Below are 21,341 nucleotides of genomic sequence, written 5' to 3'. Positions count from 1 at the left end.
GAATCGGATGCCCGGGCTCTGTGCGGCCGCCGCTCCGGTGCGGCTGCAGGAGGGGCGACCAGGCGTCGCGCGGGTCCGGATGGCGTGCCGGACGCCGCGGTCTGCGGGCAGCCCGTTCAGGGCCCGGAAGGAGCTGTCCGTCGGGGGGCGGGGAGAGCTCGGCGTGGATGGACGGCGCGGAAACGGCGGAGTTCCGGGAAGGGGGCACCCGCCGTGCCGGCTCGCGGTGGCGGGCCGTGATGGGTGGCGCAGTCCCGTGGTCCGTCGGCCGTGGCAGATCCCCTGCTGCTGGACGGTGGCGGCGAAGCGCGACGGGGGACCGTAAGCGGTCCCGCCGTGCGGGTCAACTCCCCGTCTCCGACTCCGTCATGTCGACGGCTGCGGCGGCGTCTCGCCGGATATTCCCCAATTCGCGGTAAGAGATATCCAGTTCGATGTCGTCCGTATACCTGACGAAGTGTCATTAGCGACGTTGACCGGTTTGACGCCGTGCATTCAGAGTCGTAACTGGAGCAATCGTCCCCGATATTCTCGCGAACGAGGGAACCGTATGACATCGACAAGCCAGGGCAGTGGTGGGAAGCCGCTGTCGATCGGGATACTCGGCACCGGCTCCTACCTGCCGGGGCATGTGGTGACCAACGACGAGGTAGGGGCTCCGGCCGGGGTCGATGACGAGTGGATCACGAGGAAGACCGGTATCAGGACGCGGCGTTGGGCCAAGCCGGACGAGGCCGCGTCCGACCTGGCGGTCATCGCCGGGCGCGCCGCGCTGGAGCGGGCCGGCATCACGGCGGCGGAGCTGTCGCTGATCCTCGTCGCCACCTCCACCCCCGACGAGCCGCACGCGCCGACCGCGACCGCGGTGGCGCATCAGCTTGACGCTCCCCCGCAGGCCGCCGCCTTCGACGTCAACTCCCTGTGCAGCGGCTTCGTCTTCTCTCTCGCCATGGCGGAGCACAGCCTGCTCGCGGCGGGTGGCGGCCATGCCCTGGTCATCGGCTCCGATGTCTACTCCCGGGTGCTGAACCCGGCCGACCGCAGGACCACCCCGCTACTCGGCGACGGGGCCGGGGCCGCGGTGCTCGGCCCGGTCGGCGAAGGCCGCGGCATTGTCGCCACCCGCCTGCTCAGCTTCGGCGCACAGCGCGACCTGACTCGCATACCGGCCGGTGGCAGTCGGATTCCGGCCAGCGTCCGGACGGTCGAGGACGGGCTCCACTACTTCACCATGGACGGGCGCGGCGTCCGCGCTTTCGTGATGGAGAACGTGCCGTCGGCCATCCGGAAATTCCTGGACGACATCGGACTCCCGGCCGGCGAACTCGACCACCTGGTACCGCACCAGGCGAACGGCCGGATGCTGGAGGAGCTGCAGCAGGAACTCGGAATTCCCACGGCCCGTATGCACACCACCGTGGACCGGTACGGAAACACCGCTGCCGCATCCGTGCCCATCACCCTCGACGCCGCCGTGCGGTCCGGTGCGATCCGGCCCGGCGAGACGGTGCTGCTCGCCGGATTCGGCGGCGGTATGGCGGCCGGTTTCGCACTGCTGCGCTGGTGACGGAAAGTGGAGGAGAGAACCATGCTGGATGACGCAACCGTAGAGGCGTACCTGCGGCGCATCGGCACCAAACGCCCCGCGACGGCGGACATCGCGTCACTGCGCGAACTGCACGAACGCCACGTGCTCTCCGTGCCGTTCGAGAACATCGACTTCCACATCGGCGGACAGGTGCGGCTGGCCGTCGGCCCCGACGCGTTCGACAAGGTGGTCGGGCGCCGCCGCGGCGGCGGCTGTTACGAGCTCAACGGCGGCTTCATCGAGGTGCTCCGCTCGCTGGGCTACGACGTGCACCTCATGGCCGCCCGCGTCTACGAGAACGACGAGCCGGGCCCGCTGATGGCCCATATGGTCATCCGGGTACGCACGGTGGACTCGCCGCACCCGTGGCTGTTCGACGTCGGTTACGGCCGGGGATTCCGCTTCCCGCTGCGGCTGGACTCCCGGGATCCGCAGGAGGATCCGCAGGGCACCTTCCAGCTCGCCGACGCGCCGGAAGGCGACATCGACGTCTTCCGCAACGGCGTCCTGCAGTACCGGCTGGAGACCCGGCCCAGAGTGCTGGACGACTTCCGGCCGACCCTGATGTGGTTCGAGAACGTGCCCGACTCGCCGTTCTTCACGCAGTTCTTCTGCACGCTGCCGACCCCCGCGGGCCGGGTCTCCATCCACGGCCGGACCCTCATCCGTGTCGAGAACGGTCAGCGTACGAAGGAGACGCTCGCCGACGACGCCGCGGTGCGCGACGCGTACCGGGCCCACTTCGGGTTCGAGCTCGACACTCTGCCCACACCGCCAGCTGTAGACAGCTGATCGAGGCACCCAAACCACGGTGCAAGGAGATTCCCTCCATGTTCTTGAGATTTTTCGCGATCATCCTTTCGCTCTTCGTCATCGGTACAGGTGAGCTCCTCCCCGGCGGCGTCATCGAAAACCTCGCCAGTGGCCTGGGCGTGTCCATCTCCACGGCCGGCCTGGTCATCACCGCGTACGCGGCGACCGTGGTCTTCGGCGGCCCGATCGTGACCGGCCTGACGACGAGGGTGTCGCGACGGGCGCTCCTGATCGGTCTGATGGCCACCGCGACCCTGGGCAACGCGATCGCCGCGTTCGCCTCCGACTACTGGATCCTGGTGGTCGGGCGCGTCGTCGCCGCGCTGTCCCACGGCACCTTCGCGGCGGCGAGCATCGTGGTCGCGGCGAGCATGGTGCCGCCGGAGAAGGCGGGCACCGCGGTCTCCCGCGTGCTGCTCGGCTTCAACCTCGCCGCCGTGGTCGGTGTCCCGCTCGGCACCATGATCGGCCAGCACTTCGGATGGCACGCGCCGTTCCGCACGACCGCCGTGCTCTCGCTGCTCTGCGTTCTCCTGCTGGCCGCGGTCACCCCGAAGACCGAGGCGATCCCCCCGACGTCCGTCAAGGACGAACTGCGGGTCTTCGGCCGGAAGAAGATCCTGGTCGGCATCGTCACCACCGCTCTCGCGACCGGCGGTTTCTTCACCGTCACCACGTACATGGTGCCGCTGGCCACGAAGGTGAGCGGGCTGTCCACCGGATCCGTGCCGGCCATGCTCGTCGTCTACGGCGTCGGTTCGATCGTGGGCAACTGGCTGGGCGGCAAGGCCGCCGACCGCGGACTGATGCCCGCCCTGGTGTGGACCGAGCTCGCGCTCACCGTCACCTGCGCCGCGTTCTGGTTCGCCAGCCCCATCCAGGTGCTGGCCTGGCTCTTCTTCTTCCTCTTCGCGATCACCCAGTTCGCGATCCTGCCCGCCCTGCAGGGCCGGGTGCTCAGCGAGGCCGCCGCGGCCCCGACCTTCGCGGTCACCGTCAACGTGGCGGCGCTCCAGGTCGGCGCGACGCTCGGCTCGTGGCTCGGCGGCGTGGTCATCAACGGGTCCGGGGTCCGCGCCATCACCCTCGCCGCGGCCGCCCTGGTCGCGGTGGCGACCCTGATCGCGGCGTGGAGCTGGCAGGACGACCGCAAGCTCATCAGCCGGCCGGTTCCCGGCCTGGTCAAGGAGCCCGTGGACTCAGGGGTGGCGTAATCCGCCTCCCTGGCCCTCCGGGCCGCTGCGATCCACCGGCCCGGCGGCGCGCACGAGTGACACCTCGTGCGGGCCGGACGCCGACGGCGGTCCTCTCCTCCCGAAACCGGGGGCGGGAGGACCGCCGTCGGCGTGTGTCTGATGGCACATCAGAAATCTGATGGTGGGCCCTGGTTGATGTGGTGGAGCCGGAGGCCGGCGCCATCGTCAGCCTTCCAGGACGCTGGGCCGAGGCACACGCCAAAGGCCTGGGGCCGCACGGTCAACGACCGTGCGGCCCCAGGCCTTTGGCGTGTACGCCGGCTGTCCCCGCGGTGGTGTCGGCCTCCGCCCTGCCCTCCGGCCCTCCTGTGGGGTCAGAACAGGTCCGACAGCGCCTTGAGCCGCGTCTCGATCACCGAGGCGAGCTCGGGTGCGTCGGACTCGTCCTCGCCCACCCCGAAGATCCGGGTGTAGACGTACTCCGAGCCGCCCTCGCCGCTGTCGAGCACCCGGGTGCAGGCGCGGTGGTCACCGTGCTCGCCGTTGATGTCGTACGTCACGCGAAGGTCGACGGTCCGCGCCGCGGCGTCGGCCGAGAAGTACAGCCGGACCGGCCCGATGGGGGTGACCACCGTCCAGTCCTCGCCGTCCCTGCGCACCTCACGGGCGAAGTCGGCGCACCAGCCGGTGAGTTGCTCGGGCACCGACACGATCGCGAACACCTCGTCGGCGGACGCGGGGAGGGTGGCGGTCCGGGTAACGCTTCCCATCACGGGGGCTCCTCTGTGAGAAGGACGACAGTCGGGATATTCCTCATCCCAAGAGCAGACAGTGGCAGCAGGACCCCGCTCCCGTCATCACATGAATACGCGATGTGCGGCGGCGAGTTGTGCTGCATTCTCGAATCCGGTGGTCCCGGCACATTCCGTCGCGGCGCCCACGAGTCGAGGAGGTCAAATCCATGCCCGCACGTTTCTCCGGCAAGGTCGTACTGGTCACAGGCGGCGGTTCCGGTATCGGCCGGGAAACCGCGCTGGCCTTTTCCAGGGAGGGTGCCGCGGTCGTCGTGGCCGGCCGCACGGCGGAAAAGGTGCAGCAGACCGTGAAGCTCATCGAGAGCGAGGGCGGAACGGCGACGGCGGTAACCGCGGACGTCTCCACGGTCGAAGGGGTCACGGCGGCCGTCGACGCCGCGGTGACGCACCACGGCGGGCTGCACATCGCTTTCAACAACGCCGGGATCTTCGGTCTCGGAAATGTCGCCGACTACGACGAGGCCGACTGGGACACGCTGATCGCCACCAATCTGACGAGCGTCTTCCTGTCCATGAAGTACGAGATCCGCCACATGCGGGAGCACGGCGGCGGCGTCATCGTCAACAACTCCTCGAACCTGGGCCACATGACCGTCCCCGGCACCGGTGGATACTCCGCGACCAAGGCGGCGGTGTCCGCGCTCACCCGCTCCGCCGCCAGGGAGTACATCGCCGACGGGATCCGCATCAACGCCGTCAGCCCTGGTCCGACCGACACCCCGATGTGGCCGTACCTCCCCGACGAGACGGTGCAGGAGCGTGCCGCCCGGATGGCGGCGCACCTTCCGCTCGGCCGGCCCGGAACGCTCGAGGAGGCCGCCGCCACGGTGCTGTGGCTGGCCTCGGACGAGTCCGGCTTCGCGGTCGGCCACGACCTGGTCATCGACGGCGGTATGAGCGTCTGACGGCCTCGAGTTCGAGAAAGGACCTCGCCATGAGTTTCGACCATTCCCGGGCGCCCCGGGCGATCTACGTGCCCCCGGGTTCCGGGCTGAGCCGGTGGGTGTTCGGCGACCGCTACACCATCAAGGCCGATGTGCACTCCACCAATGGCTCACTCGGCCTCATGGAAGCCATTGTTCCGCCGGGTGGCGGCCCGCCCGCCCATATCCACCACGAGGTCGACGAGGCTTTCTACGTCATGGACGGCCGGCTGGAGCTGCTCAACGGAGACCGCGAACTCGTCGCGGAGCCCGGATCGTTCGTCTTCGTGCCGCGCGGCACCGTGCACGGTTTCAAGAACGTCAGCGACGAGCCCTGCAAGATGCTCATCATGTTCCTGCCGGGCGGGGTGGAGCAGGCATTCCTGGAACTCGGCGTGCCGGCCGACGACGACACCCCGCCACCGCCGCCGAGCCAGTACCAGGAAGACTTCGAGCGGGCCATGCGGATCGTGAAGAAATACGGTGCCGAGTACGTATAGCCGGCGCCCGCCCGACAGATTCCTTCACCGGGTGGCGCCTATTCACCATGGAGGTTTTCAGTGGACAGCGCTTTAGTGCGCCTCCGGACTCTTCCGGCCGGTCAGCAGCCGGACTGGGAGAGCCATCCCGACATCGCCCGGGTGCGGGACGAACTGAGCGGGAGGCCCGCGCTGGTGAACGGCGAGGACGTCGCCGCGCTGCGTTCCAGCCTCGCGGCCGCGGCCGCCGGATCGGTGCAGGTGGTGCAGTCGGGCGACTGCGCCGAGGACCCGGGGGAGTGCACTCCGGGCTATGTCTCCCGCAAGGTCGCGCTGCTCGACATGCTGGCCGGCGCGATGATGATGAACTCGCACAGACCCGTGCTGCGGGTGGGCCGGATCGCCGGGCAGTTCGGCAAGCCGCGTTCCAAGCCGACCGAGACGGTCGGCGGCCGGGAACTGCCCGTGTACCGCGGCCACATGGTCAACCACCCGGAGCCCGATCCGGAGCTCCGGCGGCCCGACCCCCACCGCCTGCTGGCCGGCTACCAGGCGGCGAGCGAGGCGATGGACTGCCTGGGGTGGGGCGGCGACGACCTGCCGCGCAGGTTCGGCCCGTCGGTGTGGACCAGCCACGAAGCCCTGCTGCTCGACTACGAACTCCCGATGGTGCGCAGGGACGAGGCGGGCAGGCTGCTGCTCACCTCCACGCACTGGCCGTGGATCGGCGAGCGGACCCGGCAGGTGGACGGCGCGCACGTCGCGCTGCTCGCCATGGTGGACAACCCGGTCGCCTGCAAGGTCGGACCGTCCATGGAGCCGGCCGAACTCCTCCGGCTGTGCGAACGCCTCGACCCCGAACGCGAGCCCGGCCGGCTCACGTTGATCGCCCGTATGGGCGTGGACAACGTCGCGCGCGCTCTGCCGCCGCTGGTGGCGGCCGTCCGCGAGGCGGGGCACCCGGTCATCTGGCTCACCGACCCCATGCACGGGAACACCGTCGTCGGACCGGGCGGTCTCAAGACCCGCTTCCTGGAGACCGTGATCCGCGAGGTCGTGGGCTTCCAGACGGCGGTCGCCGAGGGCGGCGGCAGGGCGGGTGGGCTGCACCTGGAGACCACCCCCGACGACGTCACCGAATGCGTCTGCAACATCACCGGGTTCGGGCAGGTCGGCAACAAGTACACCAGCCTGTGCGACCCCCGCCTCAATCCGCAGCAGGCCCTTCAGGTCGCTGCGGCCTGGCACGCGTGAGGAGCCGGGACCCCGAACGGCAGTGGATACGGAGGTCATGACATGCACGGAAAGACTGCGCTGGTCACCGGGGCAGCGGGAGGAATCGGGGCGTCGATCGCGCGCGCCCTGGGCGAAAGGGGCGTCACGGTCGCCGCGGTGGACCGGGACGCGGACCGGCTCGCGGAGACGGTCGAGAAGCTCACCGCCGACGACCTGGCGGTTCACGGCTTCCCCGCCGACGTCGCCGACGCGAGGGAGATCGAGGCGGTCGTCGAGGCCGTGGAACAGGGCCTGGGCCCACTGGACTTCCTCGTCAATGCCGCCGGCGTCCTCAGGCTCGGTCAGGCCACGGCGCTCAGCGACGAGGACTGGATGATCATGATGGAGGTCAACGCCACCGGCGTCTTCGTCACCTCCCGGGCCGTGGTCTCCCGGATGATCCCCCGGCGCGGCGGAGCCGTCGTCACCGTGGCCTCGAACGCCGCCGACGTACCGCGCGCGAACATGTCCGGCTACGCGGCGTCCAAGGCCGCGGCGACGATGTTCACCAAGTCGCTCGGCCTGGAGGTGGCGGGGCACGGCATCAGGTGCAACGTCGTGGCCCCGGGCTCCACGGACACCCCCATGCTCAGCTCCATGTGGCAGGACGAGAGCGGTCCCAGGGCCACGATCAAGGGCGATCCGGAGACCTACCGGGTCGGGATCCCGCTGGGCAGGATCGCTCTCCCCGAGGACATCGCACAGGCGGTGGTCTTCCTCCTCTCCGACCAGGCGTCGCACATCACCCTGCACGTCCTCACCGTGGACGGCGGTGCCGCGCTCGGTGCCTAGGACCGGAGAGGAACACGCCGACGTGACCGGCGACGTACACCGCGACGAGAGGAACCTCATGCCGGGGATCCCGGCCATCGCCCCCTACCCGATGCCCACGTCGGGCGACATCCCGCCCAACACCGCCCACTGGCGGCCCGATCCGGACCGTGCCGTCCTGCTGGTCCACGACATGCAGCGGTACTTCCTCAGCCCGTTCCCGCAGGGTGAGGCCCCGGGGACGGACCTGGTGCGCAACGCCACCGCACTGCGCGAGCACTGCGCCGGGCTCGGCATCCCCGTCGCCTACACCGCGCAGCCCGGCGGCATGACCGAGGACGAACGCGGTCTGCTCAAGGACTTCTGGGGGCCGGGCATGCGGATGTCGCCGGAGCACCGGGCGGTGATCGATCCGCTGGCCCCGGAGCCGGCCGACTGGGTGCTCACCAAGTGGCGCTACAGCGCCTTCTTCAGGACCGACCTGCTGGAGCGGATGCGCTCCGCCGAACGCGATCAGCTCATCCTGTGCGGGGTGTACGCCAACATCGGCGTGCTGAGCACCGCCGTAGAGGCGTTCTCCCACGACATCCAGCCGTTCCTGGTGGCCGACGCCGTCGCCGACTTCTCTGAGGCCGAGCACCGGCAGGCCCTGGAGTACGCGGCCCGGCGCTGTGCGGTGGTCACCACCACCAGGTCCGTGTGCACGGATCTGGACTCGGCCCGGGAGCGGCCGTGAGCGAGGAAGGAGTTCCCATGGCACACGACCTGCTGGAGCGGGTGCTCGCCGCCCGCCCGCCGGCGTTCGCCCTGCTGTACCGCCCCGAGGTGACGGGGTCCGAGGTGCTCGAAGTCCTCGTGGGCGAGACGGCGGAGGTGGAGACGCTGGCCGGCATACCGCTGCCGGTCGCTCTCCCGCAGCCGGGTGCGGCCCGCCACGAGGTGCTGGCGATCGTCCCGTACCGGCAGATCGCCGAACGCGGCTTCGCCTGCGCCGACGACGGCGAACCGCTGATCACCATGACCGTCACCGAGCAGGGCACGGTCCCTGTGGAGGAGGCGCTGCGCCGGCTCCCGGACGTTCCGATCGAGCTGGCGGACGGCCACTTCGACGTGGCCGACGACGCCTACGCCCAGACGGTGCGCCGGGTCAAGGCCGACGAGATCGGGACCGGGCAGGGCGCCAACTTCGTCATCAAGCGCTCCTACGTCGCCGACATCACCGGCTACACCCCGCACAGCGCACTGACGTTCTTCCGCCGGCTGCTGGCCAAGGAGTCGGGCGCCTACTGGACCTATCTCGTCCACACCGGGGAGCGCACCTTCGTCGGGGCGACCCCCGAGCGGCACGTCAGCCTCTTCGACGGCACCGCCGTGATGAACCCGATCAGCGGCACGTACCGCTATCCGCCGTCCGGGCCGAAGCTGCCCGAGGTGATGGACTTCCTCGCGGACCGCAAGGAGACCGACGAGCTGTACATGGTCGTCGACGAGGAACTGAAGATGATGGCCCGGATCTGCGACAGCGGAGGCCGGGTGGTGGGCCCCTACCTCAAGGAGATGGCCCGGCTCGCGCACACCGAGTACCTCATCGAGGGGCGCACCTCGCGCGACGTGCGCGAGATCCTGCGCGAGACGCTCTTCGCCCCCACCGTCACCGGCAGCCCGCTGGAGAGCGCGTGCCAGGTGATCAGCCGCTACGAGCCGGAGGGACGCGGCTACTACAGCGGCGTCGTGGCCCTCATCGGCCGGGACGAGCAGGGCGGACGCACCATGGACTCCGCCATCGTCATCCGCACCGCCGACATCGACGCCGGCGGGCGGCTGCGGATCGGGGTGGGCGCCACCCTGGTCCGGCACTCCGATCCCGAGGCCGAGGCCGGGGAGACCCGGGCGAAGGCGGCCGGGCTGCTGGCGGCGCTGGGCGCGGACGGGCCGGAGCGCTTCGGCGACCACCCGAGCGTGCGCTCGGCCCTGGAGTCCCGCAACGAGAACATCGCGGGGTTCTGGCTGGAGCAGTGCGACGCCAGGTCCAAGCCGGTGTCCGAACTCGCCGGCCGGAAGGTGCTGGTCGTCGACGCGGAGGACACCTTCACCGCGATGATCGACCACCAACTGCGGTCGCTCGGGCTGACGGTGACGGTGCGGCGGTTCGACGAGGGCTACGCGCTCGACCGCTACGACCTCGTCGTGATGGGGCCGGGGCCGGGCGATCCGCGCGAGGCCGACCACCCCAAGATCGCGCATCTGCGGGAGGCGATCGGCACGCTGCTCGCCGACCGGCAGCCCTTCCTCGCCGTCTGCCTCAGCCATCAGGTGCTGAGCATGCTGCTCGGACTCGACGTGGTGCGCAGGGACGTCCCCAACCAGGGGATCCAGCGCGAGATCGATCTGTTCGGCAGGCGCGAACGGGTGGGTTTCTACAACACCTTCGCCGCCGTCAGCTCCGAGGACAAGATCGAGTCGGATGTCGCGGGGGTCGTGGAGGTGTGCCGGGACATCGAGAGCGGCGAGGTGCACGCGCTGCGCGGCGCGGGCTTCGCGTCGATGCAGTTCCACGCGGAGTCCGTGCTGACCAAGGACGGTGTGCGCATCGTCGGCGACCTCCTGGCGGAGGTACTGCGGTCATGCGTGCGGTAGTCGTCTGGTGGGACCTCGACGGCTCCGGACAGACCGTCGCCTCGCTGCGGAGCTTCCTGCGCGAGGAGGCGGTGGAGTCCTGGGCCCGGGTCCGAGGCCTGCGCCTGAAGTTGTGGATCTCCGACAGCGAGGGCGGGCGGGAACGCTGGGGCGCGATCTTCCTCTGGGAGTCGGCCGAGGCCGCGGAGCAGCCGCTGCCCACCAGGGCCGGCGAGCTGATCGGCCGCCCGCCCGCCCACCGTTCGTCCTTCGACGTCGAGGCCACCACCGAAGGCCTGTTCAGCACGGCCCGGCTGGCCGGACGCGGTCTCGCCTTCCACGACCCGAGCAGTTGACACACCGCCGCGATACAAGGAGAACCTGATGACCACCCCGTCGGCCGGCCTGATCGACGTCCACCACCACGCGATTCCGCCGGTCTACCGTGCGGCGCTCGGGGACAGCGTCGCCATACCCGGCGTCGACTACCCGACCTGGACCCCGCAGGCGAGTCTCGAGGTCATGGACCGGCACGGCATCGCCGCATCCGTCCTGTCCGTCACAGCCCCCGGCGTCGGCTTCCTCGAAGGAGACGAGCGCATCCGTCTGGCGCGTGCCGTCAACGAGTTCTACGCCGGTCTGATCGCCGAACACCCCAGCCGGTTCGGCGCGTTCGCCATCCTGCCGTTGCCCGATGTCGCGGCCGCCAAGGACGAGCTGGGCTACGCGATCGACGAACTCGGCCTCGACGGCGTCGGGATGCTCACCAGCTACGGCAACCGCTACCTGGGAGACCCCGAGTTCGAGCCGCTGCTCGCCGAGATCGCGGAACGCGGGCTCCCGTTGCACGTCCACCCCGCGGCGCCGCCCGCCAAGGACCTGGCCACCTTCGACCTGCCGCCTTCGCTGTACGACTTCACCTTCGAGACCACCCGTACCGTGGTCAGCCTGCTGTTCAACGGAGTCCTGGAGCGGCTCCCGCACCTGAAGCTGATCGTCTCGCACGCGGGCGGCACCCTGCCCTTCCTGGCCAAGCGGCTCACCTACGGGCCGACGATCGGCAAGTACCTCACCGAGCGCGCCCCCGCCGACGTGATCGCGTCGCTGCGCGGCCTGTACTACGACATCGCCATGTCGGCCAACGAGTACGCGCTGCCCGCACTCACCCGGCTCGCCGATCCCGAAAAGATCCTTTTCGGTAGCGACTTCCCTTTCATGCCCGCCGAGCACACCACCGAGACCGTGGCCGGATTCAATGCCTATCCCGGCTGGAACGACGAGCAGCGCACCGCTATAGGCTGGGCGAACTCGCTCAAGCTGTTCCCGCGATTCGCCTCCGCGGGGCACTCGGCTACCTGACGAAGTTGACCGTCCGCCGTTGCCGCGGCATTGTGCAGCGGGCAGAGTCGGACAGGTGAACGGAGCCAAAGCCGAATACCAAGAACGTCGGCTGGAACAGGCCGACAGTCCCGTATATTCCGCCACCGCAAAGCATAATTCACCGGATTGCCGGTTCGGCTGGTCGAGCCTTACGCCAGCGGAACTGCGCGTCGCCCGGTTGGTCTCCGAAGGGCTGACCAACCGGGCTGTCGCCCGTGCCCTCGCGGTCTCTCCGCATACGGTGGACAGCCATCTGCGCCATGTCTACGTCAAGCTGAGCATTTCCAGCCGGGTGTCTCTGGCTGCCCTGGTGCTGCGCCACGAATTTCTCGGCGCCACGCAGGCGAAAACCGCCTGACCCATGTCCGGATGCCGCCCGCAATAACTGTGGCGAGTCCGGTGTGGAGAAATTCTGGCCGCCTTGTGAAGGAATTGTCTCAGCATTTTCGCCGATATTCGGGGCGGCTGCCGGCGTGTGACGGGTTCCGATGCGGATATCGGACACGAAGAAACGGGGGGAAACCATGCCCGCACGACGCGGCGCCGAAAGCGGCGCGTCCTCCCGCAACGAGCCAGCCCCGAACGGCCGATGAGGCCCAGACAGAGAGCAGCGAGAGACGACATGGCGCAGATACTCGTCGCCGGCGGCGGAATCGGCGGCCTCGCGGCGGCCATCGCCATCGCGGACCGAGGCCATCATGTGACGGTCCTGGAGCGCCGCGACACCTTCAGTGAACTGGGCGCGGGGATCCAGCTCGGCCCGAACGCCTTCCACGCCCTGGACCGGCTGGGCGTGGGCGAGGCGGTGCGCGGACACTCCGTGCACATCGACGAGCTCAGGTTCATGGACGGCACCACCGGTGAGTACGTCGCCGGCATGCCGCTCACCGGCGCGTACCGCGAGCGCTTCGGCAACCCCTACGCCGTGGTCCACCGGGGCGGCCTCTACCAGGGGCTGCTGGACGCCTGCCGCGCGGACGGGCGCGTCACGCTGGTCGGCAGTGCCGGCGTGACCTCCTACGAGCAGAACGCGGTGAGTGTCACCGCACACACCGACGCCGGCGAGAGCTTCACCGGTGCCGCGCTGATCGGTGCCGACGGCATCCGCTCCGCGGTCCGCCGGCAGCTCGTCGGCGACGGGGAGCCCCGGGTGTCGGGGCACACCATCTACCGTTCCGTGATCCCGATGAAATGCGTCCCGGAGCGGCTGCGCTCCAACACGGTCACGCTGTGGGCCGGGCCCGGATGGCACTTCGTGCACTATCCGATCGGGGGCGGCGAGCTCCTCAACCTCGCCGCGACCCGGGACGACGGCGCGCGCGAGGTGGTGGTCGGCAGGCCCGCCGCGAAGGCGCACGTGCTCAACGAGTTCCCGGAGCTGGGGCACTCCGCACGGCGACTCCTCGAGCTGGGCGAGGACTGGCGGGAGTGGGTGCTGTGCGACCGGGACCCGGTCGAGTGCTGGACGCAGGGGCGCGTGACGCTGCTCGGCGACGCGGCCCACCCCATGCTCCAGTACGCGGCCCAGGGCGCGTGCATGGCACTCGAGGACGCGGTGCTCCTCGGTGAACTGCTCGACGGCCACACGGAGGACGTCGAGCAGCGGCTGGAGAAGTACAACGCCGAGCGTCGCGAACGCACGGCCAGGGTCCAACTGGTGGCCCGGGAGATCGGCAGGCAGCTCTACCACGCGGCGGGCGCCGAGGCCGTGGCGCGCAACGAGATGCTGTCCGCCTTCTGCGCGGAAGACCTCTACGACAAGGTGTCGTGGCTGCACGGGGCCCGGGTCGGCGGACCGGGTGCACTCGTCGGGAGCCGCCGCTGAGCAGGCCGCGCCGGCTGACGGTTGGGGAGCCGCACGGTCGCCGGATCGGGCGGGTCGCCAGGCCGCGGAGAGGACCCTCGCAGGGGGCGCAGGTCGCTCTCCGTGACCGCGCGCTTCCCGTCGGGTGGCCGAAATGACGTCGGGTATACCGGGTCGAAGGTCCTGAATCGGTAGTTCCAAGGTCCTTCCGAGTTCTGTCCTTCGACCCGTATCTGAGCGGCCGAGTCGCGAAAGGTTTGAACGGTCGCCCTTTCGACGGGTGACCGGACCGGTCTCCCACAGGCCGATCCGGACCGTTCTGACCCCGACACCCGCGTGTCGCCGTCCGCCCCGGGCGGCGGTGCGCCAAAGGATCTGGCATGTCCAGCACCATTGACAACGCCCCCTATACCGCCTTCCACAAACGGCTCGCCCTGGCCTGCTCCGGTGGGCCGCTGCTCGACGGATACATCCTGAGCATCGTCGGTGTGGCGCTGATCGGGATGCGTCCCGACCTCGGCCTGAGCACCGCGGCGGTGAGCCTGATCGGTGCGGCCGCACTGATCGGGATGTTCGTCGGCGGAGCCCTCTTCGGGTTCCTGACCGACCGGATCGGCCGCGAGGTGATGTACACCGCCGACCTGCTGGTCATGATCGTCTGCTCGGTGCTCTCCTTCTGGGTCGACGGTGTGTGGGCGATCGCGGTGCTGCGGTTCGTGCTCGGCATGGCGGTCGCGGCCGACTACCCCATCGCGACCTCGCTGCTCGCGGAGTGGCTGCCGGTGAAGCACCGCGGCCGGCTGCTCGGCAAGCAGATCGTCGCCTGGTACGCGGGCTCGGTGCTGGCCTACCTGGTGGGCTACCTCTTCCTGGAGTTCGGCGGCCCCGGCAGCTGGCGCTGGATGCTGGCCAGCTCGACCGTGCTGTGCGCCGTGTTCCTGGTGATCCGGCGCGGCTCGCCGGAGTCGCCGCGCTGGCTGGCGGCCAACGGCCGGGTCGGCGAGGCCGTCGCGGTGGTCGAGAAGCACCTCGGCGTCCGGGTGAACGGCCGTGAGCTGATGCCCGACCGCCGCTCGACGGCCGACCAGGGCGGTGAGCTGCGCCGGCTGTTCACGCCGCCGTACCGCCGCCGCACGCTGTTCTGCGGCCTCTTCTTCCTCTGTCAGGTCGGCCCGCTCTTCGCGATGCTGACCTTCGGCCCGCAGATCCTCAGCTCCTTCGGGATGTCCGGCGGCCATGTGCTGGACACCCTGGGAACCGCGGTGATCAGCCTGGTCTTCCTGATCGGCTGCTACCCGGCGCTGCGCCTGATCGACACCGTCGGCCGGCGCCCCACGATCATCTGGTCCTTCGCCCTGATGATCGTTCCGCTGGCGCTGCTCGGCGTCTGGCCCGCCGCTCCGGCCGCGGTCGCGATGCTCGCGCTGTGCGCGTACGCCTTCCTGTGCGGCGGCCCCAACGTCCTCGACTGGACCTACCCCAACGAGCTCTTCCCGACCGAGATCCGGGCCACCGCCGTCGGGGTGGCCACCTCGGTCAGCCGGATCGGCGCCGCCGTGGGCACCTACCTGCTGCCGCTCTCGCTCACCGGGCTGGGCACCGGCCCGACCATGCTGATCGCCGCGGGTGTCACCGCGCTCGGCCTGGTGGTGTGCGTGCTGTGGGCCGAGGAGACCAAGGGCGCCGCACTGGGCTCGACGGTCGCCGCCGACCCCCGGACGGCCGGGCGGCGCGAGTCGGTGCCGGCCTGACCGCCGGACGCCGCTGAGCGCCAGCCCGTTCCGGGCGCGGCGGGGGAGGCCGACAACCCGGAAGCCGGGGCCGCACGCCGAGCGTGCGGCCCCGGCCTGTCGGAGCGGGCGGTACGGACGCCCGGGGGCGGGGCGGGGGCGGGGATGAGGAGGACGGTGGCGACCCGGGTCGCGGCATCGGACGGCCGGCCGGCGCGGGGGCGTCAGCGAGGGGGTGTCGGCGAGGGGAGTTCGGGCGGGGTCTCCAGCGGCCTCCTCGCGCCCCGGTCAGGCTCAGCCGCCCCCGCCGGGCTCGGCCGCCCCTGCCCAGGCTCAGCCGCTTCTGAGCGGGACCAGCCGCAGGATGTCCCGCACCCAGGCATCGAGCTCCGCCCGGTCGTTCAGTACCCAGCAGATGTGCTGCGCCCCGAACGAGGCCGAGATGAGCACCCGTGTCATCGCCTCGATGTCCGCCTCCGCCGACAGCTCGCCGCACTTCTGCGCCTCGACCAGGAACCGCTGGATCAGCTCCATGTTCCCGACGAACGGCCTGGGCAGGTCGAGGCCGACGAACGTCCGCTCGATCTGCAGCCGCGCCCCGGCCTTGATCACCAGATCGTTGCGGAACATCGCCGCGCTGCGCAGGAGGAACTCCGCCAGCGCCTCCAGCGGCCCCGCGTCCAGCGCCCTCAGCTCGTCGGCCAGCCGCAGCCACCGGCTGTAGAACTCGTCGCCGACGGCGTTGGCCACCGCCTCCTTGCTGGGGAAGTGGAAGTACACCGCCCCCTTGGTCACCCCGGCCCGCTCCGCGATGTCCTGCAGGGTGGCCGATGAGAAGCCCTGTTCGGCGAACAACTCGGCTGCGGCGTTGAGGACTTGGACGCGGGTCTGGATGGCTCTGGTCTGCTTGAGTCCGGCTCCGCCGCGGTCGGAGGCGAACGTCTCCAGGACGGCGGTGGTTCCCCTGGTCCTGCCGGCCATCTGGCGCACTCCTTGCTCTAGGTGCCTGCCGCTCCCGGAGCGGCGATGGCAGGGAAGAACTGCTTTGCAAAATACCTTCCAGCCGGTATATTTTTGCCCGCCGACTCGGGGCTGGGGGTACTCCCGGCCCGCCCGGTCGGCGGGCTGGGAGTACCCCCGGCCCTCGGCTGCGCCCGTAGGGTCCTACGGGTCGGGACCGAACTTCTCCCCCGTACCGGCTGCGCGGCCGACCCCCTCCAGTACCGCCGGTACGACGTCCATGCGGTCGCGGCCCGTGCGGTCCTGGGCCGGGATGCCGTCGGACGGTGCGGTCGCACCGTGCTCCGGGCCGGCGGGCGGGTCGGGCGCGTCCACCAGCTGCCTGGTGCCCGGGCGGCGCCACCGGGGCGGCTCGATGGCGATCGGGGGCGGGCGGCGCCGGTACTCGCCGGGCGTCATCCCGTACCGCTCGCGGAACAGCCGGGTGAAGTGCGAGGAGCCCATGATGCCCGAGCGCTCCCCGATCACGCCGACGCCCAGGTGTGCGAAGCGCGGATCGTGCAGTTCGGTCCGGCACCGGGCCAGCCGTTCGTCCCTGATCCAGCTGGCCGGGCTGGTGCCCTGCTCATGGAACAGCTTCTGTAAGTACCGCAGCGAGACGTGGTGCCGACGGGCGAGCTCCGCCGGGGTCAGCCGCGGGTCGGCCAGGTGCTCCCGGGCGAACGCCTGGATGCGCTGGAGGAGCTCCTGGCGGTCCGTCCGGGACGGGTTGTTCTTGCGGAAGTGCTCGGCGGCGAGCGCGCCGAACAGGTTGGCCAGCCCGGCCCCCACCTGCTCGGCGGTGGCCGGCTCCAGGTGGCGCACGTACGTGACCAGCCCGTCCAGCAGGTGGCCGAGCACGGCGTCGGCGCCCCGGGTGCCGGGCCAGGTGACGGCGGTGAGCGTGTCGGTGTGCCCGGCCGCCAGGCCGACCGCGCTGTGCGGCAGGCTCAGCAGGGCCATCCGGAGCGTCCCGGGGATCACCATCCGGTGGTCGCGGGAGGTGTCGATCGCGATCAACTCGCCCGCGGCGGCGATCGCCTGGCGGCCGTCCTGCTCGATCAGGACCTCGCCCTGCCGCGGCTGGCAGACGGTCAGGTTGCCGCACGGGCGTCCGCAGCTGTGCAGGCCGGGCCGTGAGAACGCCCCCGGACCGCTCTCCAGCAGCGCGATCCGCGCGCTGCCCAGGGTGGCCTGGAAGACCGTGCCGGGCAACGGGACTTCGCCGATCGGCAGGACGTGCAGACGGGCGAGTGCGGCATCGATGGAGTCCAGTGTCTGCATTGCCCCTCCGGAGAGTGCGCGGACGCACCTTGCGGGGTGCGTCCTACTGCGGCTCCAAGCCTGCGAGCCTGACCCCAGGGAAACAAACCTCCGAGAAGGTTTCAAATGGTGATCTACGAGTCTGTCAGCTGGCGCCCAGTCAAACATTCCTTCCGGACGGTATCAAACTGGAGCCGACTCGCGCGAGGGGGGCGACACGGCAGCGCTCCGGCACCGGGGATCGGTGCCGGAGCGCGGCGGTTGGCGGACGGGTCAGCCGGCGAGCAGGGAGCGGCCGAGCCAGTCGTTGCTGTCGCGGACGCCGGGGAGGACGTAGAAGTAGCCGCCGCCGGTGGGGGAGATGTAGTCGACGAGGGGTTCGTCGATCAGGCGGGTCTGGGTGGCTTCGAACTGCCGCACCACGTCCTGCTGGTAGCAGCAGAAGGCGAGCCCCATGTCGAGGTTGCCGACGGAGTCGACGCCGCGGTCGTAGTTGTAGCCGCGGCGCAGGATGCGGGTGGAGTCGGTGGCGGGGGTGCGGGGGTTGGCTAGGCGGATGTGGGCGTCGAGGGGGATGACGGTGCCGTGGGGGTCCCTGGCGTAGTCGGGTGCGTCGGATTCGCGGGCGCCGTCGAGGGGCGCGCCGGTGTCCTTGCGGCGGCCGAACATCTTCTCCTGTTCGACCAGGGAGACGCGGTCCCAGAACTCGACGAGCATCCGGATGACGCGTATGACCTGGTAGGTGCCGCCGACGGCCCAGGCGGGTTCGGCGGTGGCGCCGGTGACCCAGACGAGCTGGTCCATGGCGCGGGCGGAGGCGGCGTCGGGGTTGGCGATGCCGTCCTTGAAGCCGAGCAGGTTGCGCGGGGCGCCGTCGGGCCGGGCGGGGTTCTGGAAGCCGTCGATCCGCCAGAGGACCTGCAGGCCGCCCCGGGTGTGGCGGGTGATGTCGCGCAGGGCGTGCAGGACGGTGTCCTGCCGGTCGGCGCAGATCTGCAGGGACAGGTCGCCGTGGCACTCGGCGGCCTGGAGGTTGTCGTTGGGGAAGGTGCGCATCGGGGTCAGCCGCGCGGGTTTGAGGCGGGCCAGGCCGTAGCGGTCATCGAAGAGGGAGGCGCCGACGCCCACCGTGACGGTGAGGTGGTCGGCGGGGACGGTGGGGCCGAGGATGCCGCTGTCGGCCGGGGGCGCGCCGACGCCGAGGTCGGGCGGGGTGCCGCCGGCGGTGAGGAACCTGATCCGCTCGGTCAGGGTGCGCAGCAGCTGCTGGAGGGCCGGCCTGTCGGGGGCGATGACCTGGCAGGAGACGAACGCGGCGAAGGTCTGCTGGGGGGTGGTGATCCCGGCCTGGTGGAGGCCGTGGAACGGGACCGTGCCGCCGTCGCCGGTGCCCGGTGGGGAGGCCTTGGCCTGCGGGCCGGCGGTGGCGGTGAGGGCGAGGCCGGCGGCGCCGGCGCCGAGGGCGGCCTTGACGAAGCTGCGGCGGCCGGTGGATCCGGCGCGTCCGTCGGCGGGACCGGTGAACGGGCAGGAACCGGTGGTCGTGGGCTGGTCGGTCATCAGGCGGCCTTCCGGATCTCGAGCAGGTCGGGAATGGGGGCGAGGTCTTCGAGCAACTGCCCGACAGCGCCGTTGAGTCGGGTGCGGGCGGTGGTGTCGAGTTGCTGGACGGGGGTCCAACCGCCGTCCGGGTGGCGGGCGGTGGCCAGCAGGTCGGCGACCCGCTGCACATCGGCGTTCACCGTCTCCAGCAGCTGCGGGCTGCGCTGCCGGATGAGCGGGGTGAGGACGGTCAGCAGCTCCCTGGTGCCGGCCAGGTTGGCCTGGGCGGTGGCGAGGTTGGTGCCGCTGCCCTGGTCGGTGTCGGCGGTGAGTTCGAACTGCAGGGTGTTCTCCAGGATTTCGTGGGTGCGCAGGGGAAGGTCGGTGGGGTCGAAGTCCTGGGTGGGGAAGGCCTGGGCCAGGCCGGTGACGTCGGCGGCGAGCCGGTCGGCCACCGGTGCGAGCCGGTCGGCGCTCTGGCCGTGCCACAGGCCGTACTCCAGGCGCAGGAAGCCGGTGAAGGCGTCGTCGTCCGCTCTGGCGGGCAGGCCGTCCGGACGTCCGTCGATCTTCTTGTCGAAGTCGCCGAAGGTGCCGTAGGCGGCGCCGAGACCGGCGTACCGCAGGTGCGCGGTCAGCCAGTCCGCCCGGGCGGCCGCCAGGTCGCCGGCGTGAACGTCCGCCTGCACCTTGGCGGTCAGCGATCCGAGGTCGGCCAGCCCCTGTGCCACGTACTGCCGGTAGGCGTCCAGCGGTGCCTTCAGGTCCTCCCTGCCGACCGGCTGCACCGCCGCCACCGCCGCGGCGGTGCCGCCGACGTGCACGGTGGCCGAGGTGACCGCCTGCTGCCCGTTCGGGATGCACCGCCAGGCGTAGTCCCCCGCGCCGATCGTCGCGGTCAGCGCCCGCGTCGTCCCCGGCGCCAGGCCCTCGATCTCCCCGTACACCGCACCGCCGGCCGGATCGATCAGGTACACCTCCGCCGCCCGGTCACCGGTGTTCCGCATCTGGAAGACCTGCCGGCCGGGCTGCGGTGCGGTGAACCCCTTCCCGCAGTCGGCCGCGGAGACCGCGACCGCGCCCGCCCCGGCGGTCTGTCCGCCGCCCACGGCGATCGCCGAGGCCGCCACCGCGCCGGGTACGGCCACCACCAGGACCGGTACCGCCCATGCGGGCCGCCGCCGGACCGCGGTCTGCTCCGCCACCGGCCCGGGGGCCGGGGAGCCCCCGCCGACCAGCGTGAAGACCACCCTGGCCAGGCCGATCCCGCGCAGGAAGAACCCCATGGCGAGCACCAGGTACACCACGTACCCGGCCACCTGCAGCAGGCTCATCCGCGGCGACAGGTTGAACACGCCCTGGACCAGGGTCGCGTACCACGACCCGCTGTCCACGCTGCGGCTCAGATCGAAGGCGTAGGCCTGCCCGCCGGGCAGCACCCCGCCCTCCTGGAGGTCGCCCAGGCCGTACGCGAGCACGCCCGCCGCGATCACCACCAGCACCGCGCCGGTGACGGTGAAGAACCGGGTCAGGTTGATCTTCAGCACTCGCCGGTACAGCCCGCAGCAGAGCGCCACCGCCACCGCCAGCCCGGTCACCGCGCCGATCATCGGCCCGGCCGTCTGCTGCTCGGCCTGCGCGGTGGTCCACAGGAACAGCGAGGTCTCCAGCCCCTCCCGGGCCACCGCCAGGAACGCGGTGACGACCAGCATGCCGCCGCCCAGGCCGAGCGCCGCCGTCACCCGCTCCTTCAGGTTGCCCGAGAGCGTACGGGCCGAGCGGCGCATCCAGAACACCATCGCGGTGACGAAGGCCACCGCGACCAGGCTCAGTGACCCGCCGAAGGTGTCCGCCGCCCCGGCGGGCAGCCCGGCGGCGGTGAAGGTGAGCACCGCGCCGAAGCTCAGCGCGAGCGCGGCGGCCGCCAGGACCCCGGTCCAGATCCGCGCCAGCCCGCCGGACCGCCCGGACCGCACCACGGTGGCGACCAGGACGGAGACGATCAGGCCGGCTTCCAAACCCTCTCTCAGCCCGATCAGAAAACTCGGAAATGCCGTTTGCCACATGGGAATTCCTCCGGACGACCGGTCGGGACATCTCCGCCCGACTGTCGCTGCCCCAGGGCTCCGCGACTATCTGGGAAAAGC

19 protein-coding genes are annotated in these 21,341 nt (G+C 70.8%); 14 read left to right on the top strand and 5 right to left on the bottom strand.

Features of this window, described 5'->3' with window-relative positions:
• Window positions 1–550 precede the first annotated feature (550 nt).
• From ACSMTC_RS16700 to ACSMTC_RS16690, 3 genes are read left to right on the top strand one after another with little or no spacing between them, the layout of a single operon-like run.
• A complete protein-coding gene (locus tag ACSMTC_RS16700; RefSeq protein ID WP_436560487.1) occupies window positions 551–1,567 on the top strand; it encodes a 3-oxoacyl-ACP synthase III family protein in 1,017 nt (338 codons plus the stop codon).
• Between the two features lie 21 nt (window positions 1,568–1,588).
• The gene (locus ACSMTC_RS16695; RefSeq protein ID WP_436560486.1) at window positions 1,589–2,380 is read left to right on the top strand and encodes an arylamine N-acetyltransferase family protein; all 792 of its coding nucleotides are present in this window, start codon (window positions 1,589–1,591) and stop codon (window positions 2,378–2,380) included.
• Between the two features lie 38 nt (window positions 2,381–2,418).
• Entirely contained in the window at window positions 2,419–3,615 is a 1,197-nt protein-coding gene (locus ACSMTC_RS16690; RefSeq protein ID WP_436560485.1) for an MFS transporter, read from the top strand.
• 356 nt (window positions 3,616–3,971) lie between these two features.
• On the opposite strand, the gene ACSMTC_RS16685 is transcribed toward ACSMTC_RS16690, so the two are convergent.
• Entirely contained in the window at window positions 3,972–4,367 is a 396-nt protein-coding gene (locus ACSMTC_RS16685) for an SRPBCC family protein (RefSeq protein ID WP_436560484.1), read from the bottom strand.
• A 191-nt stretch (window positions 4,368–4,558) separates the two neighbouring features.
• Between ACSMTC_RS16685 and ACSMTC_RS16680 the strand changes: the two genes are divergently transcribed.
• The 11 genes from ACSMTC_RS16680 to ACSMTC_RS16630 all read left to right on the top strand — a co-directional run bounded on the left by ACSMTC_RS16680 (window position 4,559) and on the right by ACSMTC_RS16630 (window position 15,411).
• On the top strand, window positions 4,559–5,317 hold the full coding sequence (locus ACSMTC_RS16680; RefSeq protein WP_436560483.1) for an SDR family NAD(P)-dependent oxidoreductase: 759 nt from the start codon (window positions 4,559–4,561) through the stop codon (window positions 5,315–5,317).
• A gap of 29 nt (window positions 5,318–5,346) precedes the next feature.
• Window positions 5,347–5,835, top strand: coding sequence for a cupin domain-containing protein (locus ACSMTC_RS16675; protein ID WP_436560482.1), 489 nt, complete (start codon window positions 5,347–5,349; stop codon window positions 5,833–5,835).
• 60 nt (window positions 5,836–5,895) lie between these two features.
• Window positions 5,896–7,068 (top strand): 3-deoxy-7-phosphoheptulonate synthase, encoded by a 1,173-nt coding sequence (locus tag ACSMTC_RS16670; protein WP_436560481.1) that lies wholly within the window; start codon window positions 5,896–5,898, stop codon window positions 7,066–7,068.
• Between the two features lie 42 nt (window positions 7,069–7,110).
• Window positions 7,111–7,881, top strand: a complete 771-nt coding sequence (locus tag ACSMTC_RS16665; RefSeq protein ID WP_436560480.1) for a 2,3-dihydro-2,3-dihydroxybenzoate dehydrogenase — start codon at window positions 7,111–7,113, stop codon at window positions 7,879–7,881.
• Between the two features lie 58 nt (window positions 7,882–7,939).
• Window positions 7,940–8,596: an isochorismatase family protein gene (locus ACSMTC_RS16660; protein ID WP_436564709.1), complete on the top strand. Its 657-nt coding sequence runs from the start codon at window positions 7,940–7,942 to the stop codon at window positions 8,594–8,596.
• Between the two features lie 17 nt (window positions 8,597–8,613).
• Window positions 8,614–10,497, top strand: coding sequence for an anthranilate synthase family protein (locus ACSMTC_RS16655; RefSeq protein WP_436560479.1), 1,884 nt, complete (start codon window positions 8,614–8,616; stop codon window positions 10,495–10,497).
• A complete protein-coding gene (locus tag ACSMTC_RS16650) occupies window positions 10,485–10,832 on the top strand; it encodes a hypothetical protein (RefSeq protein WP_436560478.1) in 348 nt (115 codons plus the stop codon). The genes ACSMTC_RS16655 and ACSMTC_RS16650 overlap by 13 nt, the downstream gene beginning before the upstream one ends.
• 28 nt (window positions 10,833–10,860) lie before the next feature.
• A complete protein-coding gene (locus ACSMTC_RS16645) occupies window positions 10,861–11,835 on the top strand; it encodes an amidohydrolase family protein (RefSeq protein WP_436560477.1) in 975 nt (324 codons plus the stop codon).
• Window positions 11,836–11,890: 55 nt separating this feature from the next.
• On the top strand, window positions 11,891–12,214 hold the full coding sequence (locus ACSMTC_RS16640; RefSeq protein ID WP_436560476.1) for a response regulator transcription factor: 324 nt from the start codon (window positions 11,891–11,893) through the stop codon (window positions 12,212–12,214).
• Window positions 12,215–12,478: 264 nt separating this feature from the next.
• Window positions 12,479–13,681: a 3-hydroxybenzoate 6-monooxygenase gene (locus tag ACSMTC_RS16635; protein WP_436560475.1), complete on the top strand. Its 1,203-nt coding sequence runs from the start codon at window positions 12,479–12,481 to the stop codon at window positions 13,679–13,681.
• Between the two features lie 359 nt (window positions 13,682–14,040).
• Window positions 14,041–15,411 (top strand): MFS transporter, encoded by a 1,371-nt coding sequence (locus ACSMTC_RS16630; protein ID WP_436560474.1) that lies wholly within the window; start codon window positions 14,041–14,043, stop codon window positions 15,409–15,411.
• Between the two features lie 312 nt (window positions 15,412–15,723).
• Here ACSMTC_RS16630 and ACSMTC_RS16625 read toward each other — a convergent pair whose 3' ends face one another.
• From ACSMTC_RS16625 to efeU, 4 genes are all read right to left on the bottom strand, one after another.
• Complete coding sequence (locus ACSMTC_RS16625) at window positions 15,724–16,371, bottom strand: ScbR family autoregulator-binding transcription factor (protein ID WP_436560473.1); 648 nt, start codon at window positions 16,369–16,371, stop codon at window positions 15,724–15,726.
• Between the two features lie 183 nt (window positions 16,372–16,554).
• Window positions 16,555–17,673 carry a helix-turn-helix domain-containing protein gene (locus ACSMTC_RS16620; protein WP_436560472.1) on the bottom strand — a complete coding sequence of 373 codons (1,119 nt, stop codon included), beginning with the start codon at window positions 17,671–17,673 and terminating at the stop codon, window positions 16,555–16,557.
• 252 nt (window positions 17,674–17,925) lie between these two features.
• Window positions 17,926–19,212 carry an iron uptake transporter deferrochelatase/peroxidase subunit gene (gene efeB, locus ACSMTC_RS16615; RefSeq protein ID WP_436560471.1) on the bottom strand — a complete coding sequence of 429 codons (1,287 nt, stop codon included), beginning with the start codon at window positions 19,210–19,212 and terminating at the stop codon, window positions 17,926–17,928.
• Entirely contained in the window at window positions 19,212–21,212 is a 2,001-nt protein-coding gene (gene efeU, locus ACSMTC_RS16610) for an iron uptake transporter permease EfeU (RefSeq protein ID WP_436560470.1), read from the bottom strand. Before efeU ends, efeB begins: the two co-directional genes overlap by 1 nt.
• Window positions 21,213–21,341 lie beyond the last annotated feature (129 nt).

It is taken from the genome of Kitasatospora sp. HPM-01-4 (genome assembly GCF_051374625.1).
GTDB lineage: Bacteria > Actinomycetota > Actinomycetes > Streptomycetales > Streptomycetaceae > Kitasatospora.
The sequence above is the reverse complement of the archived record's forward strand: the minus strand, read 5'-3'. Positions and strand labels throughout refer to the sequence as shown.